This is a genomic window from Paraburkholderia sp. J63, assembly GCF_905220245.1.
Classification (GTDB): domain Bacteria; phylum Pseudomonadota; class Gammaproteobacteria; order Burkholderiales; family Burkholderiaceae; genus Paraburkholderia.
Genome location: NZ_CAJMZF010000002.1, coordinates 109,801 through 136,245, shown reverse-complemented (window position 1 = coordinate 136,245; position 26,445 = coordinate 109,801). Strand labels below are relative to the sequence as shown.

Here is a 26,445-nt window from a genome sequence, read left to right as displayed (position 1 = left end):
ACGGGTGTTACGCGCGCGGCGCTCGCTGCGCGTTCCTGGGCCGGAACGCCGCGACGATGTTCGGATCGGTTTCGATATACGGGCCGCCGATCAGGTCGATGCAGTACGGCACCGCGGCGAAGATGCCGGGCACTTTGACCGTGCCTTGCTCGTCGCGCAGACCTTCGAGCGTTTCCTTGATCGACTTCGGCTGACCCGGCAGGTTGACGATGAGCGCTGCGTGGTCACCGGTTTCGCGGATCACGGCCACCTGGCGCGACAGAATCGCCGTCGGCACGAAATTGAGGCTGATCTGGCGCATCTGCTCGCCGAAGCCCGGCATTTCCTTCGTGGCCACGGCGAGCGTCGCCTCGGGCGTCACGTCGCGGCGCGCGGGGCCGGTGCCGCCCGTCGTCAGCACGAGGTCGCAGCCGAGGCCGTCCACCAGCGCCGTGAGCGTGGCCGAGATGGTGGCCGCGTCGTCGTGGATCAGGCGCGTTTCGGCGCGCCACGGCGACTTCAGCGCGCTGCCGAGCCATTCCATCAGCGACGGAATGCCCTTGTCCTCGTAGACGCCGCTCGTGGCGCGGTCGCTGACCGACACGAGGCCGATCACCAGCTCATCGCGCATTGGGTCCGATTGGCTGCGCTCAGGCTTCGTCATCTTCGCGGTCCTCGTCGATGTCCCCGCGCGGACGCTGGTTCGCCGCTTCCAGCGGGTCGTCGGCGCCCTGGCTGCTCAAGTCCTTGATCCACTGGAACAGCTCGCGGAAGTACTTGGGCGGGCGGGCCTGCTGCTGCTCGCGGCGCGCGTTGCGGATCAGCATGCGGCCTTCCTGCGGATCGGCCCCCGGATGCTGGCGGATGAAGTCGGTGAGGGCTTCGTCGCTGGCGAGCAGCTTTTCGCGCGTGCGCTCGATCCAGTGCAGGCGCGCCGTGGCGGCCTTGTTCACGCCGCGGTGCTCCTCGATCGCGGTACGCAGCGCGGCGACCTCGTCCTCGCGCAGGCCGCGCATCATGCGCCCGACGTACTGGAGTTGGCGGCGCTTGCCTTCGTGGTCGGTGATGCGGCGGGCCTCGTGGACGGCGTCGGCGAGGTCTTCCGTCATGGGCATGCGCTTGAGCGCGTCCTTGGGCAGCTCGACGAGCGCCGTGCCCAGCTCCTGGAGCGCGGTCATTTCGCGCTTGAGCTGCGACTTGCTCGGGCGATCGTAGCCGTTGTCGTCGCTGCTGCCCGGTTGGGCGGCAGCGTCGTTCATGGGTTGAATGCGGGTTTTGCGTTTCATGACGCGTATTGTAGCCTGCACGCGCCGTCAGATCGGCGCGCCTCGGGCGCGCGCGGAGAAAGCGCCTGCGGTACGGGTTCGCATACCTTGCTATGATCGCGGAACGCGCCTTTTAGCGAGGCGCATGATCCGCACACCCGACACACGACAAGCGGGCCGCTCCGGCCCGAAACCGGACCGTAACGACAATGGCTGCAGACATCGAAGCCCGGCAACGATTTTTCCCGCACACCCAGGACGAGCTCAAGGAGATCGCGTCGGACATCCTCCGCCACGCGAAGGCGCTCGGCGCCAGCGACGCCGCCACCGAGATCTCCGAAGGCGATGGCCTCTCGGTTTCCGTGCGGCGCGGCGAAGTCGAGACCATCGAGCACAACCGCGACAAGTCGGTCGGCGTGACCGTCTATATCGGCAACAAGCGCGGTAATGCGAGCACCTCGGACTTTTCCGCGCAGGCGCTCAAGGACACCGTGGCGGCCGCGTACAACATCGCGCGCTTCACCGCCGACGACGACTGTGCGGGCCTCGCCGAGCCCGATCTGCTCGAAACCGCGCCGCGCGACCTCGACCTCTATCACCCGTGGAGCCTCACGGCCGACGAGGCCGTCGAGATCGCGCGCCGCGCCGAGGACGCCGCTTTTGCCACCGACCGCCGCGTGACCAACTCGGAAGGCGCGAGCGTTTCGGCGCAGCATTCGCAGTTCGTGCTCGCCACCTCGGGCGGTTTCATGCACGGCTACCCCTATTCGCGCCACTACATCGCGTGCGCGCCCATCGCGGGCACGGGCCGCAGCATGCAGCGCGACGACTGGTACACCTCGCGGCGCAGCGCAAGCGAGCTCGCAACGCCTGAGTCGGTCGGCCGCTATGCCGCCGAGCGCGCGCTGTCGCGCCTGAACGCGCGCGGGCTCGACACGCGCAAGGTGCCGGTGCTGTTCGAGGCGCCCATCGCGGCGGGCCTGCTCGGCGCGTTCGTGCAGGCCACGAGCGGCGGCGCGCTCTATCGCAAGACCTCGTTCCTCGTCGACAGTCTCGGCAAGCCGGTGTTCGCGCCGCATATCCAGGTCGTCGAGGACCCGCACGTGGCGCGCGCCGCGGGCAGCGCCCCCTTCGACGAGGAAGGCGTGCGCACGCAACGGCGCGAAGTCGTGAAGGACGGCGTGGTGCAGGGCTATTTCCTCTCGTCGTATTCGGCGCGCAAGCTCGGCATGCAGACGACCGGCAACGCGGGCGGCTCGCACAATCTGCGGCTGCAAAGCTCGCTCACGAACCCCGAGGACGACTTCGAGGAAATGCTTCGCAAGCTCGGCACGGGCTTGCTGCTCACGGAACTGATGGGGCAGGGCGTGAACTTCGTGACCGGCGACTATTCTCGCGGCGCCTCGGGCTTCTGGGTCGAGAACGGCAAGATCCAGTATCCGGTGGAGGAGATCACGGTGGCGTCCACGCTCCAGGAGATGTTCCGCCACATCGTCGCGGTGGGCGCCGACACGCTCGCGCGCGGCACGCGTCAGACCGGCTCGGTGCTGATCGAGCGCATGACGGTGGCGGGGCAGTAAGCGCCTGCTGTTGCGGGCTTCAACGTAAAACGGCACGCCTTGGCGTGCCGTTTGTGCTTTTACGCGCCACCAGGGCGCGTGTTTTTCGATGCTTGCTCAGTCGCGCCGCTCGTAGGTGACGAACGCGAAATCGAAGTCGTTGGGCGCGTTCGCATGCAGCGTTTCGCGCGCCGTTTCGCGCCAGTGCGCGGGGTCGGGCGCGGGGAAGGTGGCATCGCCCTCGAAATCTCTCGCGATCTCCGTGACGATGAGCTTGTGCGCGAGCGCGATGCCGTCGGTGTAAAGCTGCGCACCGCCGATCAGGAACGCCTCGGGTGCCTGGTCCTCGGCCGCGAGCGCGAGCGCGGCTTCGAGGCTCGTGACCGTGTCGCAGCCGGGAAAGCGCTTCGTGGCGTCGCGCGTGACGACGATGTTGCGGCGGCCGGGCAGCACGCGGCCAATCGATTCATGCGTCTTGCGGCCCATCACGATGGGCGCACCCATGGTAGTGCGCTTGAAGAAGGCGAGGTCCTCGGGCAGCCGCCAGGGCAGCTCGTTGTCGCGGCCGATCACGCCGTTGCGGGCGCGAGCGACGATCAGGGTGAGCGTCGTCATCGAGAAGGTCGAAGTGCGTTGGAAGGGAACAGCGGATCGCCCCGATTTTACCCGACGTCGTTGTTGCCGCCGCCCAGGCGCGCGGCGGGCGCGCCTGGGCGGCTGTGTCCGGCACTTGAACGCCGGGTCAGCCCTGAGGCGCGGGCGGCGCGTCCGGCTGGTTCTCCGCTTCGCCGCCGAAGATCGTCTTCTCGTCGCGCAGCCCGTGGGCGCCCATGAGCCGGTACAGCGTCACGCGCGAGATGCCGAGATCGGCGGCCGCTTCGGTCAGGCGGTGACGATGGCGCAGGAGCGCGGCCTCGATCGCGCGCTTTTCCGCGGCCTCGCGCGCCTGGGCGAGCGTCACGGTCTGTTGCTCGGTGAACTGGTCGAGATCGAGATCCCCGGCCGAGATCAGCTTGCTTTCGGCCATCACGATCGCGCGCCGCACGCGATTGATGAGCTCGCGCACGTTGCCGGGCCAGTTGTAGTTGTACATGGCCTCGATCGCATCGGGCGTGAAGCCGCGGATCCGGCGCGCGCTGTCCTGCTTGAACTTGTGCAGCACATGGTGCGCGAGAATTTCGATGTCCTTGCCGCGCGCGCGCAGCGGCGGTTCGTCCACGCGCAGCACGCACAGGCGGTGAAACAGGTCGGCCCGGAAACGCCCGTCGCGCATCGCCGCTTCGAGATCGACGTGAGTGGCCGAAATGATGCGCACGTCCACGGGAATCTGCTCGTGGCCGCCAAGGCGCTCGATCTTGCCTTCCTGGAGAAAGCGCAGCAGGCTCGCCTGGCTTTCCATCGGCAGGTCGCCGATTTCGTCGAGAAAGAGCGTGCCGCCGTTGGCCGATTCCACGCGCCCGATCTTGCGCTGGTTCGCGCCCGTGAACGCGCCGCGCTCGTAGCCGAATAGTTCGGATTGCAGAAGATGATGCGGAATCGCGCCGCAGTTGATCGGCACGAACGGCGCCTTGCGGCGCGGCGAGCGCTCGTGGATCGCGAGCGCGGTGAGCTCCTTGCCGGTGCCCGATTCGCCCGAGATGAACACCGTCGCGTCCGTATTCGCGACCTTGCGGATCGTGCGAAAGAGCTGCTGCATCGCCTCGCAGGTGCCCACCATTTCGTCTTCGTCCTGACTCGCGGCCGCCGCGGGCGATTCGTCGAGATCGCACAGCGTGACCATGCCGAACGCGTGGCCCACGAGATAGTCGAGCGTCGCCGGCGCGACCGGCAGATGCACGTAGTCGAAGCAGTAGTGGCGGATCAGGCGCCGCACGTCGGGGTCGGTCAGACGCTTGGCGTCGATGAGCGCGATCCAGCCCACCTGCTGCAGCCGCAGCACCGCTTCGAGGCCGGCGAGATCGCGCGCGGCGAAGCCGGTCAGGTCGACGATGCCCGCGCAGGTCGGCTCGGCTTTTGCGAGGCGCGTCGCTTCGTGCGCGCTCTTGGCCGTCGCGACTTCCCAGCCGCGGCTCTTCAGATACGCGCCGAGCTGCGTGTCGGGCACGCGGGCGACGTACAGCAGCATGCGGTCGATATCGGCAACCGGCCGGCCGTCGGGCGTGCGTGCCGCGGCGTCGAGCGCGCGCGCTCCGCTGGTCGTCACGCCATCCGCGGCTGCGGCGGGGTGCGGTTGCGCTCCAGCCACGGCGAACCGGTGGCCCGCCCCGGCCAACGGTGTCACGGTGGCGCCCAGATGTGAGGAATCGCGCACGATCGGCCTCGTATTCATCAGAAGGTATAGGGGAACCGCACGCCGACGACGAAGTTCGGCGCGTCGGGCGTCAGGCCGATCGACACCGCACCGTTGATCGTCAGATGCTTGTTGACCACGTGATTCAGCCCGAAGTTGAGCACCGAGGCCGTGGTCTCGCTGCCCGGCACGCCGGTCCAGCTGCCGCCGGGCACTTTGGTCTTCGACTGCGGCTCGATGGCCATCGTGTAGGAGATGCTGGCCGAGTCCTTGTCCGAGAACGCGAGCGCGACGCCGCCGCCGAACTGGATGATGTCGCCGAGCTTGACGTCGGCGGGCTCGGTCTGCCCGATGACCGACGAGATGTCGGCGAACGAGCGCGAAATGTTGTACGTGTACGAAAGGCTGCCGAACAGCACGACCGGGTCATAGGTCTTCAGCACCGAGAGCCCCGCCGTGACGTTCCAGAAGCCCGTGCCCGTGGGCAGCTTGCTCGGCGCGACAAGGTTGGTGTTGTCGGGCGTGATCTGCTGCACCTTGATGCCGAACGGCGAGCTGCCCGTGGGCGTCTTCACGCGCAGGCTGCCGACCACGTCGGGCAGGCTGTTGGTCTCCTTCAGGAACTGGTAGTAGATCCCGAAGTTCACGTCGCCGATGTCGCTCGAATTGACGGACGCATCGGAGAGCGAACTCGCCGAGCCGCCCGCGCCGCCCACGATGAAGCTGCTGTGGCGGTAGATGTACGGCACGTCGACGTCGATGCTCATGCGGTCGGTGATGCCGTACCGCGTGTCGAGGTCGGCCATGATCTGGTGAGACTTCGTCTCGCCCAGATTGATGTTGCCGAGGAAGATCGCATCGAGCGCGAGGAAGCCTGAGAGCTGGAGCTGGCGACGGTCGTAATAGGTGTCGCTGATGCCCCAGTCCAGCGTGAGCTTGTGGTCGAAGAGCGGCGCATGCTCGCGCTGCACGACCGCTTCCTCGGCCTGGGTGCGGGTGGGCTCGGCGTTCTTTTGCGTCTCGCCCACGGTCGGGCTCGCGCCGGGGTTGACGCCGACGGGTGCACCCTGCTGCGGCCCGCTCGCGGCCGCGGAGCCCGTGGCGCCGGCGGTCTGGCCGCTGTCGGGCGAGGGCGGGTTCACCGGTACGCCCGTGGCGGTGCCGGTGAGCGAGCCTGGCGCGGTGGCGCCGGGCAGCGCCTGCGCGAGCGGCGGTAGCGGCACGGGCAGGCCGTCCGCGCCGGGCTGCTCGGCGACGCTCGTGCCGGAAGCGGCATCGGGCGCGTCGGCGCCCGGCATGCCGCGTCCGCGTTGCGCCATTTCGAGGTTCGTGACCTGGCGCTCGAGAGACTGAATCTGCCGCTGCTGCTCGTCGACCACGCGCATGAGCGTGGTGAGCCGGTCTTCGACAGACTGGCCCTGCAGTGCCTGCGCCTGCGCGTTTTGTGCGAGTGCAAAAATCAGGACTGCTGCTGGAATGGCGGCCAGCGTCAAACGCGGCACCGCCGTGTTGTACGTCGTGTTCATTCTTTTCCCCCCGGATCGAACGCGGGTGTACGACAGAGCTCCTGGCTCCGCGCCCGCACCGTCGATACGCTTCTCTGATGCTTCACGCGGTCTGACTGGCCGCGTGTCGGTCTCCTTCAGATGTCTCCTTTGTTGTGGCCGCCACTGGCGGTAGGCGGCAGGTTGTTGATCAAATAGGCGGCGTCCTTTGTTAGCGGGTGTTGCGTAGCGCCTGTAATACGCCGGCCTGCCGGATCATCTGCGCGCTGAGCTGCTGCGTCTGCAGACTGAGCTGCAATTGATTGGCGACTTGCTGGTTGTTGCCTGCGACCTGGAGCAACTGGGCAATCGCGCCCGCCTGCTGTGCATTGCTCGGCAAGATGTTCTGCGTCGCCATGCCCGCGGGCGTCTGCAGCGTGACGTTGATGCCGTTGCCGCCGAACGCGATGCCGGCCTGGATCGTGCCGTTCGCGTTCGAAGCCGATGCGCTCGGCTGGTTCGCACCCGCGATGACCGGCAGTTGCGGTGCGCTGTTGTTGTAGTTGATGGTCGCCGCGTTGGAGCCGACGTTGCCGTTGCCTGCGACCTGGGTGATCTGCGAGACGCCGTTGACCGACACGTTCTGGCCGCCCGTGGCCGACGTGTTCGGCGTGGCGCCGCTATTGGCTGCGGTCGTGCCGCCCGGCACCGGGTCGGTGACGTGCGCCGTGGTCTGCACGGTGGCGCTCAACTGGTTGGCGGCGTTCTGCGCGACGGTGAGCGCGCCTTGTGCCACGGCGCTCGCGCCGTTGGGCAACTGCCATTGCGACAGCACGTTGAGCACGAAGCCGGAAATCATGTCGCTGCCGGCATACTTGCCGGTCTGATGCGCGAGCACGTCGTCGCCGACGGGCTCGCAGCGCACGGGCTGCATATCGGGGGCGCCCGCCGCGAGAAACGCGGGCACGGCGGCCTGGGTGGAGGCAAGGCTCTCGGCGGCGCACGCACTGCTCGACCACGCGCAGGCGAGCGCGCAGATGCCTGCCGCGATGCCACACTGTGAGAGGTTGCGGTTCATGACTCGTCAGGACTTCAAAACATTACGGCCTTGTCGAGACCGTATTCGAAGAAGGGAGTCGGCGCCGAGCCGTTGAGCAGGGCGTTCTCGCGCAGCTTCAGGGCGAGCGACTCGTTGTTCTGCAACAGCGGAGAGTCCTCCAGAAACGGTTTGCCGAGCACGGCGAAGACGAGTCCGTTCCACGTCTTCGCGAAGTCGTCCTCGGCGACGATGCGGTTGCCGAGCGCGGGGTCCGCGATAAAGATGCGGCCGTTCTCGGCATGCTTGACGATCACGAAGTGCTCGTAGCCATCGATGTTCATGAGGACGAGCACGGGAATCTGCAGGTGATAGAGCGCGTCGGTGTTGACGCGAAAGCCCCGGCCGCGCAGGCCGATCGTTTCGACGAACTTCTTCATGTCGAGCATGGAGAAGCCGTTTTTCACGACCACTTCGGGCGTGGAGAACACCATCATGCGCCGGATCAGTTCCGCTTCGGGGATGTCGATGCCGTAGCCATATTTGAGCAGCGTCGCGAGCGCGGCGGCGCCACAGCTATAGTCATATTGCTGGGTGACCACGCTGTTGTAACGAATATCGCGCATCGAGTGGACCGGCAGCTTGATCGGCACGCCGATCAGGTGAGTCGCGTCGATGCTCGACTGCGCATGGCAAGGCACCCATGCTGCGGCGGCGCAAAGCGCCATCGCGGCGGCAAACATCCCTGACGCCGGGGACGATACGGACCCGGACATGGTGGTCTCCTGCATCTGGTTTGCACGCCGGCCGCTGTGTGGCGGCGGCCGGCGCGTTGGGGTACAGCCTGGAATGACACTGACTTCAAGACTGCTCAGCGATGCTCGCTGGTACCGCGTGATGCCTTAATGGCCGTTGTTCATCGCGGCGATGGCCATGCCGTTGTGCTGCAGGTTGCCAATGCCGCCGGCAATGTTCACGCCGATGTTGCCTTGCGCGCCGGTGAGGGTGTTGGAACCGAGGCTAGCCGTGCCCTGGAACTGGCCATTGGCGACCATCCCCGCGTTCTGCACGTTGTTGTCGGTCGCGACCATCGCCGTCGTCGAGGCATTGCCGGCGTTGGCCGTCGTGACGGAGCCGGCAAGGCTGTTGTTCTGCGCGTTGCCGATACCCGATGCGACGTTCACACCGACGTTGCCCGAGACGCTGGCGAGCGAGCCGTCACCCACCGATGCGTTCAGATTGAAGTTTTTCACATTCGCCGTGCCGGCGGACGCCTGATTGTTGAAGATCTGAGCGTTACCGAACACATTGCCCATATCGACGGAAGCGAGCGAAACGTCGTTGCTTTGTGCGTTGTTGATGCCTTCCGCGATGTTCACGCCGAGGTTGCCCGTGACGCCGGTGGCCGCGCTGTTACCCGTGGTGGCGTTGAGCGTGCCTGCCTGCTGCGTGTTGGTGTACTGCGTGAGCGAGCCGGTGGTCGATTCGTTGACCGTGGTGAGCGAGTCGTTCACGCTATAGCCTGACGTCTTGCTTTGGTCCGTGGCCGTCGCGTACGAGTGCGAGTTCGAGTTCGAACTGCTGCTCGATGCGCCGTACGAGTGGTTATACGTCTTGCTCGAATCGCTCGACTTGGTGCTCGTGCCGTTCGCATAGGCCGAAACCGCTGCGCTGCCCGTGCCGTCGGCGTAGGCCGTGTTCGCGTTGGTCGAGCTGTTGCTCGTGTTGCGGTTGTTGTTGTTCGTCCAGCTGCTCGCCGTTGCCGTCGTGTCGCTGTTGTTATGCGAGTTGGTCTTCGTGTGCGACGTGCCTTCGGACCCGCTTACGCTGGCGCCGGCCGAGCCGTTCAGGAAGTTGCCGCTGTGCGACCACGAGGCGCTCACCTGTGCGCTGCCGTTGCCGCTTTGCGAATGTGTCGACGTGTTGTTGCCGACGCTGGTGTACGCGTGGCCATTGGTCTTGCTGCCCGTGTCGCTGGAGGTGCTGGCGGTGGTCGAGTTGCTCGTGTTGCCGCTGTCGGTGGCGACATGGTAGTCGCCCGAGATGCCGGCGTTGAAGGTCTTGCCGAAGCTCGAGTTGCTCGACGCGGTCTTCGAGGTCGAGGCGCTCACGTTATTCGTCTTCGTCGACGAGCTCGACGATGCCGACTGGTTGGCCGTCGCGAACGACGAAGTCTTGTAGCTCGAATTCGTGCCCGTGCCGCTCACGCTCCACGTGTTGTTGTTGTAGGTGGTCGTCACGTTGCCGAACTGATAGCTCTGTGCCTGCGGCGTGAGCGTGCCGCCGCCCGTCGTCTGCGTGTTGTTGATGACGGCGCCTGCGGTGCTCGAGACGCTGACGCATCCGAACAGGCCGACAAAGCCTTCGATGCCGACCGTGTCGTACACGCCCGTGGTGTTAAAGAGATAAGCCGTCGTGGGGCTTGCGAAAGCGGAACCTGCCGCCGTCGCGAGAACTGCCGCTGCGATGAGGGTGCGCTTCATGTTTCGCTCCGATACTTGAGTGGTCAGTTAAAAAAGAGTGCCCGCCGGGGGACGGAGCACAAAACTGTTTGCCGTAGCGTTACCGGCGCCGGCTGTCTGGTTCACCTGCACGAGGCCCGTTGCATTCCTGAAGGCCACACCGTCGATGCGTACCTCACGAATGCCGCCTGCCTGGCCTGCCTGGTTGCCCACACCGCCGTTCGTTGCGCTGGCCGCGGACAGTTCTCCGTCCGAAACCAGTGCAACTCCAAACGCCCCAGTGCCGATCTGCGCACTGTTGCGCTGGATGTTGCCCACGCCTGCCGTCTGATTCACCATCATGGCGCCGGACGTGTTCGTGAAGGCGCCTGTGCCGATGACCGCGCTGGCATTGCCTAGCCGAGCGCGCGCCGTGGCGCCTTGTTCGTCGAGATTGACATTGGCCACCGAACCGCCGTTGGTGATGGTCAACTGGTTGCCCTGGGCGTTGTCGAGCCCGGCGGCTTCGTTCACGGCGAGCGCGCCGGTCGTGGCGGTCGCGGCGTTCGGCGCGATCACGGCGGTTGCGCCTACCGTGGCCTGGGCGTGCGCCGCCGTGGAGAGCGCAGCCAGGGGAGTGGCGAGCGCCAGCGCGGCAAGGACCGGTGCGCTAACAGGGAGACGACGGCTCATTTCATGCCTCCGATGGCGCCTAGCGCGCTCGTGAGCGGCGCCAGCGCGCCGTTGACAGTCGACGAGATGGTCCCGCCGAGCCCGCCTATGGCCTGGGCGCTGCCGCCCGCGCCGAGCGCCGCGTTCGAGGCCGACGGGTTGCCCACGAGAATGCGGTTGATGGCCTGCACGCCTGCGGCCTCGCCGGCGAGCGCGCCGCTCGTGTTCACGCCGGAATTGCCGCGCGCATTGGTGAGGTCCGTGTCGGTGACGAGCGTCGCCATGGCCGGATCGAACGAGTTCTTCGGGAACGTGGTGGCGCGCACGAGTACCGGGTCCTGGTTCTTCGGCACGCTGGCGAAGGCGCTGCGCGGGGTGATGTCGCGCTCGATGACAATATCGCCGGGATTGGTCACCTGCTGCGCGCTGACGCCCGCGCTGAGCGTCGCTGCGAGGGCTGCGCCGAGGACGGCGGCGACCCGGGCGCAGTGCCCGCGTGGCGTCGTGAAGCAAACTGTCATGTCGGTCTCCGTCTCTGGTGCCGGGCGGCGCGCATCGGGTGCTGCCCGGAACCGCGCCGTGGACGGCGCGTGTCTGTCTGGCAATTACGGTGCTGCGTTGCGTTCGTTACTTCCGGACGTAGCTGGCGACGTTGCCCTGGGCTGCCTGGCCGGCGTCCACCGGGATCGGCAGCGGCGCGGGCGGGGCGATTTCGTCCCAGAGCGTCACACTGTTGCCGCGCATGAGCTGCGGCGTGGCGGCGACCATCACCATGCCCACGGCGCCGCCGCGCTGGCGTGCGAGCGTCTGGTCGTCGATGGCGCCGACGCCCGCGAGCACCGGATCGTCCCCTGCGAGACCCGGATCGGCGGCAAGCGTGCCGGTGTTCAAGTTCTTGTCGCTTGTGTCGTTATCGGAGTGGGGTGCCGTGCTCACGTCGAGCGTGGCGGGCACCATGGCCGCACTTGTTGCAGGAATGACACCGTCGTTGGCCACGACGACATCCGCACTCGCCGTCGCGGTCTGCGCGCGCACCGAGGGTGCGAGGGCGAGAAGCGCGGCGGGAACCAGCATGGCGGCGAGCACGCTGCGTGCGCTGGAAGCACTGCGCCTGACGTTCGAAGGAATGAGTCGCATGGCGTATCTCCTGGTGCGGGACATTTAGCGAAACGTGTGCCATGTCACGCAATCCGTTGATACGTCTTGGGTCCGGCTATTTTCTACGGATTTTGAATAGCGTATTTTCAAAAAAATGTTTCAGCGCTGAAACGCGGGCCGCTTTTAAACGCCGGAATTTCGCTCGCGAGTATCGGCGGAGAACGTTTGCGACCGATATTGTTGGACGTAATCGCGCGGCCTGCGAATAAGGGTGCGGGTGCAACGGAATGGAAACATCCGCAATGGATTTTGTCCTTACAATTCAGTGCGCGCATAATGGAAACCTTTCCATCGTGCCCTTAACGATTCACGCCGCATATTTTCTATCCAACACCCCGGTGCATATAGTAAGCTTCAGAAAAACACGTAATACCCATAACAAAAGCCCAGCCATGGGCACGGTGACACACACGCCGCAGTTCGGGGATTCACTGACAGCAAAAGCCCCCATGTTCGCCGCGCCCGTTCGCGCCCGGCGAGTGGCTGCTTTTGCTGCATATCTGTACATCAGGTGCGTGCCGTCATTTCGTAACGATGTGTTGGCAAGAGGATCTGAATAATGGAATCCGCAACGCGGCAATTGGTTTACGTGACGCGCAATCCGAATGAAGCGCTGAACGAGCGGTTCCACGAGCGGGGCTGGCAGGTGGAGATCGTCGGCAACGCGCGGGAAGCGCGGCGCGCGCTGCGCGCGGGCCTGCCCGCGGGCGGCCTGCTCGATTTGTCCAGTGAATTCCATCTGCATGAGATCGGCGCGTTCGAGCCGTGCCTCACGTTGCCTAACGTGGGCTGGGTCGCGGCCACCACGACCGGTCAGTTGCAGGACGCCAACTTGCGCCGTCTCGTGCGCGATTACTGTTTCGATTACGTAACGGTGCCCTGGAGCGGCGAGCGCATCGTCGATTCCGTGGGTCACGCCTATGGCATGGTCTCGCTCACGGAATCCGCCTCGAACGACACCTCGGGCGGCACGGAAGGCGAAATGGTGGGCTCGTGCGAGGCGATGCTGGCGCTGTTCCGCTCGATCCGCAAGGTCGCGATGACCGACGCGCCCGTGTTCATCTCGGGCGAATCGGGCACCGGCAAGGAACTCACCGCGGTCGCCATTCACGAGCGCTCGTCGCGGCGCAATGCGCCGTTCGTGCCCATCAATTGCGGGGCCATTCCGCCGCATCTGCTGCAGTCGGAACTGTTCGGCTACGAGCGCGGCGCGTTCACGGGCGCGAGCCAGCGCAAGATCGGGCGCGTGGAATCGGCCAACGGCGGCACGCTCTTTCTCGACGAAATCGGCGATCTGCCGATGGAAAGCCAGGCGAGCCTGCTGCGCTTTCTCCAGGAAGGCAAGATCGAGCGCCTGGGCGGCCATCAGTCGATGCCGGTGGACGTGCGCATCATCTCCGCCACGCACGTGGACATGCGCGCGGCCATGGTCGAAGGGCGCTTCCGTCAGGATTTGTATCACCGCCTGTGCGTGCTGCAGATCGACGAGCCGCCGCTGCGCGCGCGCGGCAAGGACATCGAACTGCTCGCGCGGCACATGCTCGAGCGCTTCAAGAAGGACGGCGGGCGGCGCCTGCGCGGCTTTTCCCCCGACGCCATCGCCGCGCTGCATAACTACAGCTGGCCCGGCAACGTGCGCGAGCTCATCAACCGCGTGCGGCGCGCGATCGTCATGACCGAAGGGCGCGCGATCACGGCGCGCGATCTGGAGCTGGGCGATTACGTCGAGGTGGTGCCGGTCTCGCTCGCGCAGGCGCGCGAGGCCGCCGAGCGCCAGGCCATCGAGCTGGCCTTGCTGCGCCATCGCGGGCGTCTTGGCGACGCCGCGCAGGAACTGGGCATTTCGCGCGTGACGCTCTACCGGCTGCTGTGTGCGCATGGCATGCGGCATATGGAGAGCGATCCGCTCGCGCCGCACCCGGGCGGACTGGTTTCGGGGGGCGGGGCCTGAAGGCGGCCTCGTCGAGGGGACCACATAGCGGCCGCCCGAAACGGCCGCACAAGCACTGATGAAGCAGGCTGACGAAGAGCCCGAAGCGGCCGAGAGGGTGCAGGTGTCAGGGGTGTGTGTCAGGGGTGCAAGCGGACTTGCGCGGGGGCGCAGGTTCGTGCGGCGGGCGGCTCGCGGTGCGGGCCGCCTTGTCCGCGTCGCCGCGGCGATGCGCTGCTTCGTTCCGTTGTTTCTTCGTTTCTTCGCGGCCAGAGCTGGCGCGTGGTGTGCGTTTGTCGGTGCGTGTGTCGTTATTCCAGGCGCATTGCGGATAATTCGCCACACGATTGTCACGCTGTAGTGGTCACACTATTCGTCGTATTGATTTTTACGCTGCCGGTTTTTACCGGGCGTTTGCCGGCCGTCGCCATACGGCGCATTATCGGCGGCATTATTTTCCTTTTTTACTCCCTCGCCATCGTGCGAATCTGCGCGAATTTGTTACGTCGACGCATCGTTATGCCGACGCGCGTATCTGTCATGGTGGCCAGCCACCTCGAATGACGCCGTGCGGCGTTATCGTGCCTCGCTCCGATTGCCCCCTCATTGTCCTCCGGTGGACCGGGTCTGCCGTTTGCCGGCTTGCTATAGAATCTCGTTTTTGAATCCGCACCGGGCGCGCTCGCGCCCGCTCAGGGACCGCGCATGAAACAGTATCTCGAGCTCGTCCGCTCGATTCTCGACACCGGCACTTGGCAGGAAAATCGCACCGGCATCCGCACGATCAGCATGCCGGGCGCCATGTTGCGCTTCGACCTGCAACACGGCTTTCCCGCCGTCACGACGAAAAAGCTGGCGTTCAAGTCGGCCGTGGGCGAGCTGATCGGCTTCCTGCGCGCCTCGCGCAGCGCCGCGGACTTCCGCGCGCTCGGCTGCAAGGTCTGGGATGCCAACGCGAACGAGAACGCGCAGTGGCTCGCCAATCCGTACCGCCGCGGCACCGACGATCTGGGCGATGTCTACGGCGTGCAGTGGCGCCAGTGGCCCGCCTACAAGGTGCTCGACGCCGACGCGAGCGCGCAGCTCGCCGACGCGCAGTCGCGCGGCTATGCGCGGGTGAGCGAATTCAGCGAGGATGGCCGGCCGAAGGTGCTGCTCTACAAGGCGGTCGATCAGCTGCGTCAGTGCCTCGACACGATCATGAGCAATCCCGCCGACCGACGGATTTTGTTTCATGGCTGGAACCCGGCGGTGCTCGACGAGATCGCGCTGCCCGCTTGCCACCTGCTTTATCAGTTCCTGCCGAACGTTACGAAGCGCGAAATCTCGCTGTGCCTGTATATCCGCAGCAACGACGTGGGCCTGGGCACGCCCTTCAACCTGACCGAGGGCGCGGTGCTGCTGCATCTGGTCGGCCGTCTGACGGGCTATACGCCGCGCTGGTTCACGTATTTCATCGGCGATGCGCACATCTACGAGAACCAGCTCGGCATGCTCAACGAGCAACTGCGCCGCGAGCCCTACGAGAGCCCGCGCCTCGAGATCGCCTCGCGCGTGCCCGAGTATGCGAAGACCGGCGTTTATGAGCCCGAGTGGCTCGAAAAAGTCGAGCCTGCTGATTTCTCGCTGGCCGGCTACCGGCATCACGATCCGCTCACGGCGCCGATGGCGGTCTGACGCGGCGAGCGGTACGCGATAAACATTAAGCCCCCGCGCTCCTGGCGAGCGCGGGGGCTTTTTCGTGGGCGGCGTGCGCGTTGTGGCGCGCGCCGGGTGTTGCGATCAACCGTGGTGATGCTCGTCGTGGCCGCCGCTCGCTTGCGGATGCGGCTGGGGCTGCGGGTGCGGCTGCGGACGCGGCTGGGGTTGCGGTTGCGGATGGAATTCCGCGCGCGGTTGCGGCTGCGGTTGCGGATGGAATTCCGGACGCGGCTGCTGCTGGGGTTGCGGGTGGAATTCGGCACGCGCCTGAGGTTGCGGTTGCGGGTGGGCCTCCGCACGCGGTTGCGGCTGCGGGCGCGGTTCCTCGCGCGGCTGAGACTGCGGCTGCGGATGAAATTCAGCGCGCTGCTGTGGTTGCGGTTGCGGATGAGCGTCCGCGCGGGGTTGCGACTGCATCGGTTGCGGGCTGTGCGGTGCTTCGCCCGCGGCGGGTTGCGGCGCATGCGCGGGCGTGTCTGCGCGTGGCGGCTCGCCTTCATGCGGCTGCTGCATCGCGAACGCCTGCTGCCGGTTTTCCTGACCCGGCGCCGCGCCGCCTGGCTGCCCATGCTGGGCCATCGGCGCATGCGGCTGCATCCAGGACGGCTGATGCGCGTCGCCCGGCGCGCCGGCCACGGCGCGGCCATTCATGTTGCCAGCCGCGCCCGGTGCGTGCGGCTCGCCGCCGGGCATGGCGCCCTGCGGCTGACCGCCCGCGGGCCGGCCCGCGAACTGCGGCGGACGCGGCACGCCATGCGCTTCGTTTGCCTGCGCAACGGCGGCGCCATGGCCGTTCGCCATCGCTGCCGGCATGCCAGGTTGTCCCGGTTGCTGACCATGCGGGGCCATCGGCTCGCCGGGGCCATGCGGGCCGCCCTGGGCGAACGCGCCCGGACGCGGCGCCTGGCCTGGCATTGATGCCTGACCCGGCGCGCCATTGGGCCGGCCCGCCGCGCCGATCACGGGCGAATGGGGTGGCACGACGCGCACGTTCTGCTGCGGCCATCCACCGTGCGAGGCGGGCGAGAACGGTGAGAACGAGGCATGCGCCGGCGCGGAGACGCGCACGACCGGCGCGCCTGCGCCGGGCACGGTGCCGCCGCCGTGGGCGAAGCGCTGCGCGAGGTTGTCCCGGAAGGCAGGCGGCGCGACGGGCGCGCGCGTCGCCACGACCTGACGCTGATTGAGCGAGGCCGGCGGCCGATAGTCGGCGCGGCGCAGATTCGAACCAAAGCTGCCCTTGACCGGCGCGATGCCCGGCGTGCCCGACTGAATGCGCGCGTTCTGCCATTGGCGCGGGTCGACACGCTGCGCGAAGCGCGAAGTCGGCTGGCCATGGACGAAGGCGGTGGCAGGCACGGCGGTCACGGCGCCGGGCACGCGGTAATTCACGAACGTGTTGTGCACGTTGATGTTCGTGATGTTCACGTCGTGGCGGTAATTGTTGACGATCACGGTCTGATTCACGCGGTCGTAGTAATGCGGGCTCCAGCCGCCCCAGTGCGGATGCCACGGCTCGCCCGGCCCGAGCGCGAACCACGCGACGCCCGCCGCGGCCGCGCCGCCGATGGCGAGATTCACGCCCCAGTCGGGGCCGCCGCCGCCGCCGCCCACGAAAGCGACGAGCGCAGGCGCGTAGACGGGCGGCGCAGTCTCGACGAGCGGCCCCGGCACCCATGCCCAGGAATTGTCGACATAGGCCCAGCGGCCATAGTGGTAGGGCGCGAAGCCCCACGGCGCGTCGTCGACCCATGTCCAGCCCCACGGCGCCTGCCAGACCCAGTGGCCGTCGTGATACGGGGCCCAGCCCGAGGGCACGTTGCTGGGCGTCCAGACCTCGCCGTATTGCGGGCTTTCGCGCCACGTGCCGTTGGCGTCCAGGTCCTGATAGCCGGGCACGTCGCGCGAGACGTAGCGCGCCGAGACCGAGCGGTCCTCGGCGGCATCGCGCGCGAGCGCCCACTGGTCGAACGCATCGGGGGGCGGCGCGGCCTCGCTTGCCACCTGTTGCAGGTCGGTGCCGGCAAAGCGGATCTGCTGGCCCGCCGACATCGGCGTTTGACCGTTCTCGCCGTACACGGTCACGCTGCCGCTGCGCACCGTCACGGTCGTGGCGCTGCCATCGGGCGCGACGTCGACGCGATAGTCGCCGGGGCTCGTCACGCCCAGCGCGAGGTTGGGCGTGTCGATTTCATACGAGCTGCCGGGCGGCAGCTCGCGCACGCGCGCCGAGAGCGTGCCTTGCGCGACTTTCAACTGGGCGGTCGAATCGTCGAGATTGAGGACGTCGACGTTCGTTTGCGGGCCCATGCGCACGGCCGTCGAGCCGATGTGCAGCTCCGAGCGCGCGTTGGCGTCGTTCCAGAGCTGGTCGCCGGTCGTGAGCGGGCGGTTCAGTTGCGCGTAGGACCAGTCGGTAGCGCCGGCCGGCTCGGTGGTGACGTCGCCGGCCATGTAGTCGAGACGCGCGACGCGTCCGGGCGGGTCGCCGGCCGGGCTGGTCGCGGCGACAGGCGCGCCCTGCGGCGCGGCCTGCGCCCAGGCGTTGGCGCCGCCGAGGCTGAGCGCGAAAGCGGCGAGTACGGCGCCGGCGATGAGCGTGCGGCCGCGCGGGCGGCGTGCAGCGACGTGGTGCGTGTCCTGCGGGTTGTCGTAGCGGCGGAACGTGCCAGGCGATGAGGTGCGCGTTGTCATAGTGGTTCTCCGGCTCCTCGCATGATTTCGGGGAGCTACGTGAGGAACTCTATCCGCCGCGCCTGTTTCAATGCGCCCTCAATTGTTAGAGCTTATGTACCAGATGTAACAGAACGTATGACTTTCGGACGAAAGCGCAATTTTGAATGCGTATTGAGCGGTGTTGTCGGGTATTTGTCAGCTTGATGGGGCGGTTATGCCGCGACGAACGCGTCGAATTCGCGCTGCCCGAGCGGCGTGATGCGCAGCACGCGCGGGCGGCTCGCGTGCTCGACCCAGCCGTTCGACGTGAAGCGTTCGAGCAGCGCCGCACCGAGCGCGCCGCCCAGATGCGGGCGCCGTTCGCTCCAGTCGAGGCAGGTGCAGGCGAAGCGCCGCCGGCGCGCGCGCAGCGCCCCGAGATCGACGCCCCAATGGGTGAGGCGCGCCACGCCTTGTTCCGTCACCTCGAGGTCGTCGTCGTGGCGCACGAGCCAGCCGCCTTCGACGAGCCGGTCGAACACGCGCACCGCGACCTCGCCCGCCATGTGGTCGTAGCAGGTGCGCGCGTGGCGCATCTCGACGGGAACAGTGCGCGCGGGGCGCGTGACGGGCTGCGCGGGCGCGGCGGCATGCGCGACGTTCATCAGCGCTTCGATGGCCGCCGCGATTTCGGGCGTGGCGATGCGGTAATAGCGATGCCGCCCGCGCACTTCGGGCGCGAGCAGGCCGCCATCGGCGAGCCGGGCGAGATGCGCGCTCGCGGCCGAGGGCGAGAGGCCCGCGATCATCGTGAGCTCGCCGGCCGGGCGCGCACTGCCGTCCATGAGCGCCCACAGCATGGCGGCGCGCCCGGGATCGGCGAGCAGCGCGGCAACGCGCGCGAGACCGGGGAAGTGGCTGGTTTCATCGGTGACGGGAAGAGGCATGATGGCTCCCATGCGAAGCGGGTGTTTCGGACGATCTGGTCACGCCGCGGGCGCGAGCATGGTGCGATGGCCCATGTGCCTACTCTAGCGAAACCAGGCATTCGACGTTTCAGGTTGTCATGAAATATGGCGTGCGGGGCGCGGCGCCGCTTCTGGCCCGCTGGCGGCCAATTCGTTGAGCCCGGCAGCGCCGCGCTAGAATGAATTTCTTTCTGGAAGCAACAGGTAGTCATGAAACGCATTCTGGCCCTTGCAGCGCTTGCGCTGCTCTGCGCGGCCTGCGCCCAGGGCGGCAGCGCGCCGTCGAGCGGCGCAAGCGGCATCACGATGTACGGCACGATCGACGAAGGCATCACGATTCGCAAGTAAGCGGGCGAGCCGGGCGGTCGGTGTGCCGCTATGTCGTCCCGCACTTTCGTGCTTCGCACCCTGGCAGGAATTGACGCAAGATCGACGTGCCTGCCAACGGCGCGCATGCGATGATGGTTGTATCGCGCCTCCATCGCCTCTTATCTCCTATGTCTGCTTCTCCTTGCGTGCGCCACGTGGTGTTCGCGGTCGCGCCCGATCTCGTGCTGCTGGACGCCTGCGGGCCCGTCGAGGCCTTCTGGCGCGCCGAACTGGCGATGCGCGCGGAGCGCACCCGTGCCGCGCCCGCGTCCGCCGGGCTCGCCGAGCCCTGCGCTTATCGCGTCACGCTCGCCTCGATGGCGGGCGGCGTGCTGCCCACCTTCGCGGGGATGCCGGTCGTCACCGAGCGGCTCGATGCGCTCGACGCCGCCGCCATCGACACGCTGATCGTCCCGGGCGTGCCCATCGACGATTCCACGACGTTGCAGCTCGAGCTGGTCGCCTGGATCGCCACCGCTGCGCCGCGCGCGCGTCGCGTGGCGTCGGTCTGCACCGGCGCGTTCTATCTCGCCGCGGCGGGCCTGCTCGACGGACGCCGCGCCACCACGCACTGGCGCAACGCGGCGCAGCTTGCACGACGGTTTCCGCGCGTCGACGTCGATCCCGAGCCGATCTTCGTGCGCGACGAGCGTGACGGCCGCGTGGTCTGGACCTCGGCGGGCGTGACGGCCGGCATCGATCTCGCGCTCGCGCTGATCGAGGAGGACTGCGGCCACGCGGTCGCCATGCATGCCGCGCGCCGGCTCGTGGTGTTCATGAAGCGGCCGGGCGGCCAGGCCCAGTTCAGCGAGACGCTCGAGGCGCAAAGCGCGGCGGGCGGCGCCTTCGACGCGCTGCATGGCTGGATGGCCGCCAACCTGCACGCGGAGCTGAACGTCGAGCGTCTCGCCGAAGCGGCGCGCATGAGCCCGCGCACCTTCGCGCGGCGCTACGTCGAGGCCGTGGGGCGCACGCCCGCGCGCACCGTCGCGGCCATGCGCGTGGAAGCCGCGGCGCACGCGCTCGCGCAGTCGCGGCTGCCGGTCAAGCGCATTGCCGCGGACTGCGGCTTCGGCACCGAGCAGAATCTGCGGCGCGCGTTCGAGCGGCGCTACGGCGTGCTTCCGCTCGATTACCGGGCGCGGTTCTCGGCGGCTTGAGCGCGGCCGAGGCGCGGGGCACGCGGCCCGGCCGCACTGCACGACTGCGCTTGCGAAGGTGTCTGCGAATGACTTATGGCGCTCGTATAATCGGCGGCACCCCATAACGATGCCTGGCCAGTCAGGCACAAACCCCACGAGCGGAGCCACTATGAGTACGCCTTCCCAGCCTCTGGACCGTTCGGAAACGACGTTCCGCTTTCTCGCCGAGCCGACTTCGGTGAACTTCGGCGGCAAAGTCCACGGCGGCGCCCTGATGAAATGGATCGACGAAACCGCCTATGCGTGCGCGGCCGTCTGGTCGGGCCGCTACTGCGTGACGGTGAGCGTGGGCAATATCCGCTTTCGCCGGCCGATCCTCGTCGGCAACATGGTCGAGCTGCGCGCGCGCGTGGTGGCCACGGGCCGCACGTCGATGCACATCCACATCACCGTGCACGCGGGCGACCCGAAGAGCGGCCAATTGCGTCTCACGACCGATTGCCTGATCGTGTTCGTGGCCGTCGATGAAAACGGCAACCCGATTCCCGTGCCGACGTTCGTGCCGGAAACGGACGAGCAAAAGCGTCTCGCGAAATATGCGCTCGACGTGAAGGAAGCGCTCGACGCGATCGTCGAGCTGAAGCCCGAGGAAGTGGCGAAAGGCAAGGTTTGATGGATTAAACGCGGATTGAACGCGGACTGCATGCGCGGCATCTGCTGCATGCAGAACAAAGCGGGCGGCGAGGCATGAAGCCTTGCCGCCCGCTTCGCATTCCGGACGCCGACGTTTTAGCCCCTGAAACAGGGCTTATTTCTTCAACGTGCCGACCATCTCGGCGGGCTTGACCCATTCGTCGAACTGCTGCTCGCTCACGTGGCCGAGCGCGAGCGCGGCGGCCTTGAGCGTCGTGCCTTCCTTGTGCGCCTTCTTGGCGATCTGCGCGGCCTTGTCGTAGCCGATGTGCGGATTGAGCGCCGTCACGAGCATCAGCGACTCGTTGAGCAGCGTGTCGATGCGCGTGCGATTGGGCTCGATGCCCACGGCGCAGTGATCGTTGAACGAGAGCGCGCCGTCCGCGAGCAGACGGATCGACTGGAGCACATTGTGCGCGATCATCGGGCGGAACACGTTGAGCTCGAAGTTGCCGCTCGCGCCGCCCACGTTCACGGCCACGTCGTTGCCGAACACCTGGCAGCAGAGCATCGTGACCGCTTCGGACTGCGTAGGATTGACCTTGCCCGGCATGATCGAGCTGCCCGGCTCGTTCTCGGGGATCGAGAGCTCGCCCAGGCCGCAGCGCGGGCCGCTCGCGAGCCAGCGGATGTCGTTGGCGATCTTCATGAGGCTGGCCGCGACGGTCTTGAGCGCGCCGTGCGCGAATACGAGCGCGTCGGCGGCGGCCATCACCTCGAACTTGTTGGGCGCCGTGACGAAGGGCACGCCCGTGAGCTTCGCGATGGTCTCCGCGACCTTCTGCGCGAACTGCGGGTGCGCGTTCAAGCCCGTGCCCACGGCGGTGCCGCCTTGCGCGAGCTCGTAGAGATGCGGCAGCGTCGACTCCACGTGCCGGATGCCCTGGTCGAGCTGCGCGACGTAGCCCGAGAACTCCTGGCCGAGCGTGAGCGGCGTGGCGTCCTGCAGGTGCGTGCGGCCGATCTTGACGATATCGGCGAACTGCTTCGACTTGGTGTCGAGCGTGTCGCGCAGCGTCTTCAGCGCGGGCAGCAGATGCTTGACGATGCCGTAGGCGGCGGCCACGTGCATCGCCGTGGGGAACACGTCGTTCGACGACTGGCCGCGATTGACGTCGTCGTTCGGATGCACCTTGCGCGCCTCGCCGCGCTCGCCGCCCAGAATCTCGCTCGCGCGGTTCGCGATCACCTCGTTGAGGTTCATGTTGGTCTGCGTGCCCGAGCCCGTTTGCCAGACCGCGAGCGGGAATTCGCCGGGATGCTTGCCTTCGATGATCTCGTCGGCGGCCTTGATGATCGCGTGCGCCTTGGTCTCGTCGAGCACGCCGAGGGAGAGATTCACTTCGGCGGCGGCGCGCTTGATCGTGGCGAGCGCGGTGATGAGCTCGGGCGACTGCTTCTCGCTCGAGATGCGGAAGTTCTGCAGGGACCGCTGTGTCTGCGCGCCCCAGAGCTGGGCGGCGGGCACGGCGATCTCGCCGAACGTGTCGCGTTCCATTCGTACGTTCTCGTTGCTGGCGGTCATGGCGGGACTCCGATGGTGGACGAGGCGCCCGATGCGGGACGCGGCGCCTCATGCCTGCGTGATGGGTTGGGGGCCGATGGGGGGGCGCAGTCGTGCGGCGGAGCAGCGGCGCGCGCCGTCCGCGCGGCAATTAGCAAGCTAACTGCAGCAGGCCAACGCGGACCAACGACGGCGCGCGGACGTCACAACTGGTTGTCGACCGGCAACAGCAAGAATAGCCCGGTTAGGAGATTCCTGTAGAAACCCGCGCCGGGATCGAGGTTGTAGGTGCGGATCATGCCGTCTTCCTCGTCGGTCCATACGAGCGGCGAGGAAATCGCGGAGCCGCGCAGCGCCGCGAACTGGGCCGGCGTCGCGAGCGTGACGCGATAGCTCACCTGCGGCGAGGTCGCGAGCGCGAAGATGCCGGCCACTTCGTGCGCGATCGGCGGGCTTTCTATCGCGAGCGCGAGCTCCGTGTTGAGCCTGGCCGAGCGCGGATCGAGATTGAGCGAGCCGATCACGAGCGTGCTTTCGTCGATCACATAGGCTTTCGCATGGAGGCTCGCGCGCGAGGCCGAGCCCATCACGCGCAGGCGCCGCGCGTTGGCGCGCTCGGGCTGGATGGGCTTGAATTCGTAGAGCTGCGCGCCGGCCTTGAGCATCGGCACGCGGTAGGGGCTATAGCCGGCCTGCACGGCGACGGCGTCGGTGGCCGCGAGCGAATTGGTGAGGATCGCCACGCGCACGCCGCGCGCGGTGAGCGCGCGAATCGCCTGCACGCCCGCCTTGTGCGGCACGAAATACGGCGAGACGATCAGCACGCTGCTCTGCGCGTGATTGAGGCGATCGAGCAGCGAGCGCATCGCGTCGCCCATCTGGCCTTGCTCGTCGCCGCCGATCTTTTCCGGCGAGTCGGCCACGAATTGCCATTTCGCCCAGGTGAGCCCGAGCCCGTCGTGCGCGATCTGCTGGGCGAGCGGCGTGGCGTTGAGCGGCTTCGCGTTGTACGGATCGGCGGTCTTGCTCCAGTGCGTGCGCAGGTCGTCGCGCGCGACGTCGAGATCGTGCGGATCGAACTTCTGGTGATTGAGCACGCTCAAGGGGTAGGCCACGCTGCTGTTCCAGTAGTCGTCGAAGCTCGCCGAGACGCTCGCCGCGACCGGCCCCGCCGTGAGCACGTCGAGATCGCGGAACTGCAGCGTCGGGCTCGCGCTGAAGTATTCGTCGCCGAGATTGCGCCCGCCCACGATCGCGAGCGCGTTGTCGACGATCGTCGCCTTGTTGTGCATGCGGCGCGTGAACTGGTCGACGTTCGTGAAGAAGTTGCGCGTGCGCGCGAACATGCTCTCGCTCGGGCTGCCGTACGGATTGAACACGCGGATCTGGATGTTCGGATGGCTGTTGAGCGCTGCCATCAGACGGTCGATGTCGTGGAAGTTCAGGTCGTCGACGAGCATGCGCACGCGCACGCCGCGGTCGGCCGCGTAGAGCGCGGAGCCGAGCAGCAGCTTGCCCGTGGTGTCCTCGTTGGCGATGTAGTACTGCATGTCGAGGGTTTTGGTGGCCGCGCGCGCGAGCGCGATGCGCATCTGCAGCGAGTCGGTGCCGGTGGCGAGCAGGCGAAAGCCCGACTCGCCCGGATGAGCCGCCTCGGGCCCGGCGAGCGCGGCGCCCAGTGGCGTGGCGTTCGCTTCCGACGCGGGCAGGGCCGCGGAGGTCTCGCGCGGGAAGGCGGTGGCGGGCGGGCGCGTCGCGCAGGCGGCGACGAGCGTGACGCTCAGGAGCGCGAGGAGTGTGCGCACGCAGGCGGCGCGGCGCGGGGCTGCGGCTTCGGCCGCGCGGGGCGCGCCGGGGGCGAGGCTCTGAACGATAGGTGCGGACAAGCGGATTCTCCTCTCCTGTGTCGGCCGGCGTGCGTGCTGCGGCACGGGCTCCGGTCCCATGCACGGCTCGACCCGCGTTGGCGCTTGAGCGGGCGGCGTGGGGGTGTTCCCGATGGTTCGCTTACGTAGTGCGTCTTTTGCCGCCGATTCTATCGGGAAGCGGGCGAAGCGGCGTGACGCGGCGCGCAAGGCGGGGGCGGCGGCGCTTGCTGCAAGCATCGTTTCATGCCGGACGGAAACGTCGGCGCCCGTGCTCGCCGCACACTGCATCCATCACGAACCGAACGGCGGGAGAACGCGATGGACCGGATCATGCAAGCGGATAAGACCGACACCGAGGCGAGGCGCGAGGAGCTGCGGATCGCGCGCGGCCGTTGCCGTCTCGTGCGCCACGTGGACGGCGGCGTGCTGGGCGTGCTCGAAGGGCGCGTGCTGATGACCGTGGAAGGCGACGCCGAGGACTATTGGCTCGATCCCGGCGATGTCTTGCCATTCGCGCCGGGCGAGCGGGTGTGGGTGGGCGGATGGGACGAGGCGGTGCGCTGCGAGCTGCGCACGCCGCCCGCGCTATGGGGCGAGGGGCGCGTGGTCGTTTTGCTGGGCTGGCTCGCGCGCCTGGCTATGCGTTTGTCGATGCGCTCGTCAGTTCGTTTGCCGGCCCGCTTGCTGAAGCGGCCCGCGCAAGCGCGGATGCGAGCGTTGCGCGGGTGAGGCCGCGCTTATCCGCGCCGTGCCGCCGACGTCCCGGCGCTGGCCGCGCGCGCTTCGTCGGCATCGCGCTCGCTGCCGCGCGCCGGCTTGCCGGCCCAGTAGCCCGCGAGCAGCGACCCCGAGAGGTTGTGCCACACCGAGAACAGCGCGCCCGGCAGCGCGGCGAGCGGCGAGAAGTAGAGCTTGCCGAGCGTCGCGGCGAGGCCCGAGTTCTGCATGCCCACTTCGATGGCGAGCGTGCGGCACACGGATTCGTCGAAGCCGAGCAGACGCCCGCCCCAGTAGCCGCCGAGCAACCCGATGCCGTTGTGCAGCACCACGCCGAGCGCCACGAGCGGGCCCACGGTGGCGATGCTCGCGTGCGTGCCGCCCACCACGGCCGCGATGATCGCGAGGATCGAGATCATCGAGACGAGCGGCAGCACGGGCTCCACGCGGCGCACGAGGCCGCCCGCGAGGCGATTCACGACGAGGCCGACGGCAATCGGCAGCGCGACGATCTGCAGGATGCTCATGAGCATGCCGTGCACGTCGACGACGATCGAGGCATCGACGTAGAGGCGCGTGAGGAGCGGCGTCGCGAACACGCCCACGAGCGTCGAGAGCGCGCTGATCGTCACCGACAGCGCGACGTCGCCGCGCGCGAGATAGATCATCACGTTCGAGGCCGTGCCGCTCGCCACGCTGCCCACCAGCACCATGCCCGCCGTGAGGTCGGGCGGCATGTGGAGCGCGTGGGCGATGCCCCATGCCGCGAGCGGCATCACCAGATAGTGCAGGAAGATGCCGGCGAGCACGGGCGCGGGCCGCGTGAAGACGCGCTGGAAGTCGGCGAACGAGAGCGTCACGCCCATGGCGAGCATGATGATCATCAGCAGCGTCGTGACGTGCGGCGTGACCGGCGCGACGAGGCCCGGATTGAAGTAGGCGAACAGCGAGACGAGGACGGCCCAGAGCGGGAACAGTCGGGTAATCGGGGCGAGCATGAGTGGGTGGTCCGTG

General features: G+C 67.5%; 24 protein-coding genes. 8 read left to right on the top strand and 16 right to left on the bottom strand.

Annotated features, from left to right (window positions below; all coding sequences use genetic code 11):
* Window positions 1–7: 7 nt before the first annotated feature.
* Both mog and yjgA read right to left on the bottom strand, forming a co-directional pair.
* Window positions 8–643, bottom strand: a complete 636-nt coding sequence (mog, locus tag U5775_RS02910) for a molybdopterin adenylyltransferase (RefSeq protein ID WP_322056620.1) — start codon at window positions 641–643, stop codon at window positions 8–10.
* Entirely contained in the window at window positions 630–1,265 is a 636-nt protein-coding gene (yjgA, locus tag U5775_RS02905; RefSeq protein WP_322056619.1) for a ribosome biogenesis factor YjgA, read from the bottom strand. Before yjgA ends, mog begins: the two co-directional genes overlap by 14 nt.
* Window positions 1,266–1,453: 188 nt before the next feature.
* Here yjgA and pmbA point away from each other — a divergent pair, with 188 nt between their 5' ends.
* Window positions 1,454–2,824: a metalloprotease PmbA gene (gene pmbA / locus U5775_RS02900; RefSeq protein ID WP_322056618.1), complete on the top strand. Its 1,371-nt coding sequence runs from the start codon at window positions 1,454–1,456 to the stop codon at window positions 2,822–2,824.
* Window positions 2,825–2,920: 96 nt separating this feature from the next.
* Here pmbA and U5775_RS02895 read toward each other — a convergent pair whose 3' ends face one another.
* From U5775_RS02895 to U5775_RS02855, 9 genes are all read right to left on the bottom strand, one after another.
* Window positions 2,921–3,418 (bottom strand): dihydrofolate reductase, encoded by a 498-nt coding sequence (locus U5775_RS02895; protein ID WP_322056617.1) that lies wholly within the window; start codon window positions 3,416–3,418, stop codon window positions 2,921–2,923.
* Window positions 3,419–3,545: 127 nt separating this feature from the next.
* Window positions 3,546–5,114 carry a sigma-54 dependent transcriptional regulator gene (locus U5775_RS02890; RefSeq protein ID WP_322056616.1) on the bottom strand — a complete coding sequence of 523 codons (1,569 nt, stop codon included), beginning with the start codon at window positions 5,112–5,114 and terminating at the stop codon, window positions 3,546–3,548.
* Window positions 5,115–5,131: 17 nt separating this feature from the next.
* Window positions 5,132–6,619 carry a hypothetical protein gene (locus U5775_RS02885; protein ID WP_322056615.1) on the bottom strand — a complete coding sequence of 496 codons (1,488 nt, stop codon included), beginning with the start codon at window positions 6,617–6,619 and terminating at the stop codon, window positions 5,132–5,134.
* A 190-nt stretch (window positions 6,620–6,809) separates the two neighbouring features.
* On the bottom strand, window positions 6,810–7,655 hold the full coding sequence (locus tag U5775_RS02880) for a peptidase C39 (RefSeq protein ID WP_322056614.1): 846 nt from the start codon (window positions 7,653–7,655) through the stop codon (window positions 6,810–6,812).
* A gap of 14 nt (window positions 7,656–7,669) precedes the next feature.
* Window positions 7,670–8,389, bottom strand: coding sequence for a C39 family peptidase (locus tag U5775_RS02875; protein WP_415913502.1), 720 nt, complete (start codon window positions 8,387–8,389; stop codon window positions 7,670–7,672).
* Between the two features lie 126 nt (window positions 8,390–8,515).
* A complete protein-coding gene (locus U5775_RS02870) occupies window positions 8,516–10,096 on the bottom strand; it encodes a cell wall anchor protein (protein ID WP_322056613.1) in 1,581 nt (526 codons plus the stop codon).
* Window positions 10,097–10,123: 27 nt separating this feature from the next.
* Window positions 10,124–10,747 (bottom strand): hypothetical protein, encoded by a 624-nt coding sequence (locus tag U5775_RS02865; protein WP_322056612.1) that lies wholly within the window; start codon window positions 10,745–10,747, stop codon window positions 10,124–10,126.
* Complete coding sequence (locus U5775_RS02860; RefSeq protein ID WP_322056611.1) at window positions 10,744–11,247, bottom strand: hypothetical protein; 504 nt, start codon at window positions 11,245–11,247, stop codon at window positions 10,744–10,746. Before U5775_RS02860 ends, U5775_RS02865 begins: the two co-directional genes overlap by 4 nt.
* Window positions 11,248–11,353: 106 nt before the next feature.
* The gene (locus tag U5775_RS02855; RefSeq protein ID WP_322056610.1) at window positions 11,354–11,863 is read right to left on the bottom strand and encodes a hypothetical protein; all 510 of its coding nucleotides are present in this window, start codon (window positions 11,861–11,863) and stop codon (window positions 11,354–11,356) included.
* A 580-nt stretch (window positions 11,864–12,443) separates the two neighbouring features.
* On the opposite strand from U5775_RS02855, the gene U5775_RS02850 reads away from it, so the two are divergent.
* The 3 genes from U5775_RS02850 (at window position 12,444) to U5775_RS02840 (ending at window position 15,491) form a co-directional block, all read left to right on the top strand.
* Window positions 12,444–13,835: a sigma-54 dependent transcriptional regulator gene (locus U5775_RS02850; RefSeq protein WP_322056609.1), complete on the top strand. Its 1,392-nt coding sequence runs from the start codon at window positions 12,444–12,446 to the stop codon at window positions 13,833–13,835.
* Window positions 13,836–14,174: 339 nt separating this feature from the next.
* Entirely contained in the window at window positions 14,175–14,378 is a 204-nt protein-coding gene (locus U5775_RS02845) for a hypothetical protein (RefSeq protein WP_322056608.1), read from the top strand.
* Window positions 14,379–14,519: 141 nt separating this feature from the next.
* Window positions 14,520–15,491: a thymidylate synthase gene (locus U5775_RS02840; RefSeq protein WP_322056607.1), complete on the top strand. Its 972-nt coding sequence runs from the start codon at window positions 14,520–14,522 to the stop codon at window positions 15,489–15,491.
* Between the two features lie 105 nt (window positions 15,492–15,596).
* On the opposite strand, the gene U5775_RS02835 is transcribed toward U5775_RS02840, so the two are convergent.
* Window positions 15,597–18,209, bottom strand: a complete 2,613-nt coding sequence (locus U5775_RS02835) for a DUF6600 domain-containing protein (protein WP_322056606.1) — start codon at window positions 18,207–18,209, stop codon at window positions 15,597–15,599.
* A gap of 194 nt (window positions 18,210–18,403) precedes the next feature.
* Window positions 18,404–19,117, bottom strand: coding sequence for a helix-turn-helix transcriptional regulator (locus U5775_RS02830; protein WP_322056605.1), 714 nt, complete (start codon window positions 19,115–19,117; stop codon window positions 18,404–18,406).
* Between the two features lie 231 nt (window positions 19,118–19,348).
* Here U5775_RS02830 and U5775_RS02825 point away from each other — a divergent pair, with 231 nt between their 5' ends.
* The 3 genes from U5775_RS02825 (at window position 19,349) to U5775_RS02815 (ending at window position 21,322) form a co-directional block, all read left to right on the top strand.
* A complete protein-coding gene (locus U5775_RS02825; protein ID WP_322056604.1) occupies window positions 19,349–19,486 on the top strand; it encodes a hypothetical protein in 138 nt (45 codons plus the stop codon).
* A 149-nt stretch (window positions 19,487–19,635) separates the two neighbouring features.
* The gene (locus U5775_RS02820; RefSeq protein ID WP_322056603.1) at window positions 19,636–20,667 is read left to right on the top strand and encodes a GlxA family transcriptional regulator; all 1,032 of its coding nucleotides are present in this window, start codon (window positions 19,636–19,638) and stop codon (window positions 20,665–20,667) included.
* A gap of 151 nt (window positions 20,668–20,818) precedes the next feature.
* The gene (locus U5775_RS02815) at window positions 20,819–21,322 is read left to right on the top strand and encodes an acyl-CoA thioesterase (protein WP_322056602.1); all 504 of its coding nucleotides are present in this window, start codon (window positions 20,819–20,821) and stop codon (window positions 21,320–21,322) included.
* A 135-nt stretch (window positions 21,323–21,457) separates the two neighbouring features.
* On the opposite strand, the gene fumC is transcribed toward U5775_RS02815, so the two are convergent.
* Window positions 21,458–22,867 (bottom strand): class II fumarate hydratase, encoded by a 1,410-nt coding sequence (gene fumC, locus U5775_RS02810; protein WP_322056601.1) that lies wholly within the window; start codon window positions 22,865–22,867, stop codon window positions 21,458–21,460.
* A 182-nt stretch (window positions 22,868–23,049) separates the two neighbouring features.
* Complete coding sequence (locus tag U5775_RS02805; protein ID WP_415913501.1) at window positions 23,050–24,792, bottom strand: phospholipase D family protein; 1,743 nt, start codon at window positions 24,790–24,792, stop codon at window positions 23,050–23,052.
* 252 nt (window positions 24,793–25,044) lie between these two features.
* Between U5775_RS02805 and U5775_RS02800 the strand changes: the two genes are divergently transcribed.
* On the top strand, window positions 25,045–25,443 hold the full coding sequence (locus U5775_RS02800; RefSeq protein ID WP_322056599.1) for a DUF2917 domain-containing protein: 399 nt from the start codon (window positions 25,045–25,047) through the stop codon (window positions 25,441–25,443).
* An 8-nt stretch (window positions 25,444–25,451) separates the two neighbouring features.
* Here the strand turns inward: U5775_RS02800 and panS are convergent, their stop codons facing one another.
* Window positions 25,452–26,429, bottom strand: coding sequence for a ketopantoate/pantoate/pantothenate transporter PanS (gene panS, locus U5775_RS02795; protein ID WP_322056598.1), 978 nt, complete (start codon window positions 26,427–26,429; stop codon window positions 25,452–25,454).
* Window positions 26,430–26,445: the final 16 nt, after the last annotated feature.

Coding starts and splice junctions, on each gene's coding strand:
- mog (WP_322056620.1), bottom strand. CDS start 643: ATGACGAAGCCTGAGCGCAGCCAATCGGACCCAATGCGCGATGAGCTG.
- yjgA (WP_322056619.1), bottom strand. CDS start 1,265: ATGAAACGCAAAACCCGCATTCAACCCATGAACGACGCTGCCGCCCAA.
- pmbA (WP_322056618.1), top strand. CDS start 1,454: ATGGCTGCAGACATCGAAGCCCGGCAACGATTTTTCCCGCACACCCAG.
- U5775_RS02895 (WP_322056617.1), bottom strand. CDS start 3,418: ATGACGACGCTCACCCTGATCGTCGCTCGCGCCCGCAACGGCGTGATC.
- U5775_RS02885 (WP_322056615.1), bottom strand. CDS start 6,619: ATGAACACGACGTACAACACGGCGGTGCCGCGTTTGACGCTGGCCGCC.
- U5775_RS02880 (WP_322056614.1), bottom strand. CDS start 7,655: ATGAACCGCAACCTCTCACAGTGTGGCATCGCGGCAGGCATCTGCGCG.
- U5775_RS02875 (WP_415913502.1), bottom strand. CDS start 8,389: ATGTCCGGGTCCGTATCGTCCCCGGCGTCAGGGATGTTTGCCGCCGCG.
- U5775_RS02870 (WP_322056613.1), bottom strand. CDS start 10,096: ATGAAGCGCACCCTCATCGCAGCGGCAGTTCTCGCGACGGCGGCAGGT.
- U5775_RS02865 (WP_322056612.1), bottom strand. CDS start 10,747: ATGAGCCGTCGTCTCCCTGTTAGCGCACCGGTCCTTGCCGCGCTGGCG.
- U5775_RS02860 (WP_322056611.1), bottom strand. CDS start 11,247: ATGACAGTTTGCTTCACGACGCCACGCGGGCACTGCGCCCGGGTCGCC.
- U5775_RS02855 (WP_322056610.1), bottom strand. CDS start 11,863: ATGCGACTCATTCCTTCGAACGTCAGGCGCAGTGCTTCCAGCGCACGC.
- U5775_RS02850 (WP_322056609.1), top strand. CDS start 12,444: ATGGAATCCGCAACGCGGCAATTGGTTTACGTGACGCGCAATCCGAAT.
- U5775_RS02840 (WP_322056607.1), top strand. CDS start 14,520: ATGAAACAGTATCTCGAGCTCGTCCGCTCGATTCTCGACACCGGCACT.
- U5775_RS02835 (WP_322056606.1), bottom strand. CDS start 18,209: ATGACAACGCGCACCTCATCGCCTGGCACGTTCCGCCGCTACGACAAC.
- U5775_RS02830 (WP_322056605.1), bottom strand. CDS start 19,117: ATGCCTCTTCCCGTCACCGATGAAACCAGCCACTTCCCCGGTCTCGCG.
- U5775_RS02825 (WP_322056604.1), top strand. CDS start 19,349: ATGAAACGCATTCTGGCCCTTGCAGCGCTTGCGCTGCTCTGCGCGGCC.
- U5775_RS02820 (WP_322056603.1), top strand. CDS start 19,636: ATGTCTGCTTCTCCTTGCGTGCGCCACGTGGTGTTCGCGGTCGCGCCC.
- U5775_RS02815 (WP_322056602.1), top strand. CDS start 20,819: ATGAGTACGCCTTCCCAGCCTCTGGACCGTTCGGAAACGACGTTCCGC.
- fumC (WP_322056601.1), bottom strand. CDS start 22,867: ATGACCGCCAGCAACGAGAACGTACGAATGGAACGCGACACGTTCGGC.
- U5775_RS02805 (WP_415913501.1), bottom strand. CDS start 24,792: ATGGGACCGGAGCCCGTGCCGCAGCACGCACGCCGGCCGACACAGGAG.
- U5775_RS02800 (WP_322056599.1), top strand. CDS start 25,045: ATGCAAGCGGATAAGACCGACACCGAGGCGAGGCGCGAGGAGCTGCGG.
- panS (WP_322056598.1), bottom strand. CDS start 26,429: ATGCTCGCCCCGATTACCCGACTGTTCCCGCTCTGGGCCGTCCTCGTC.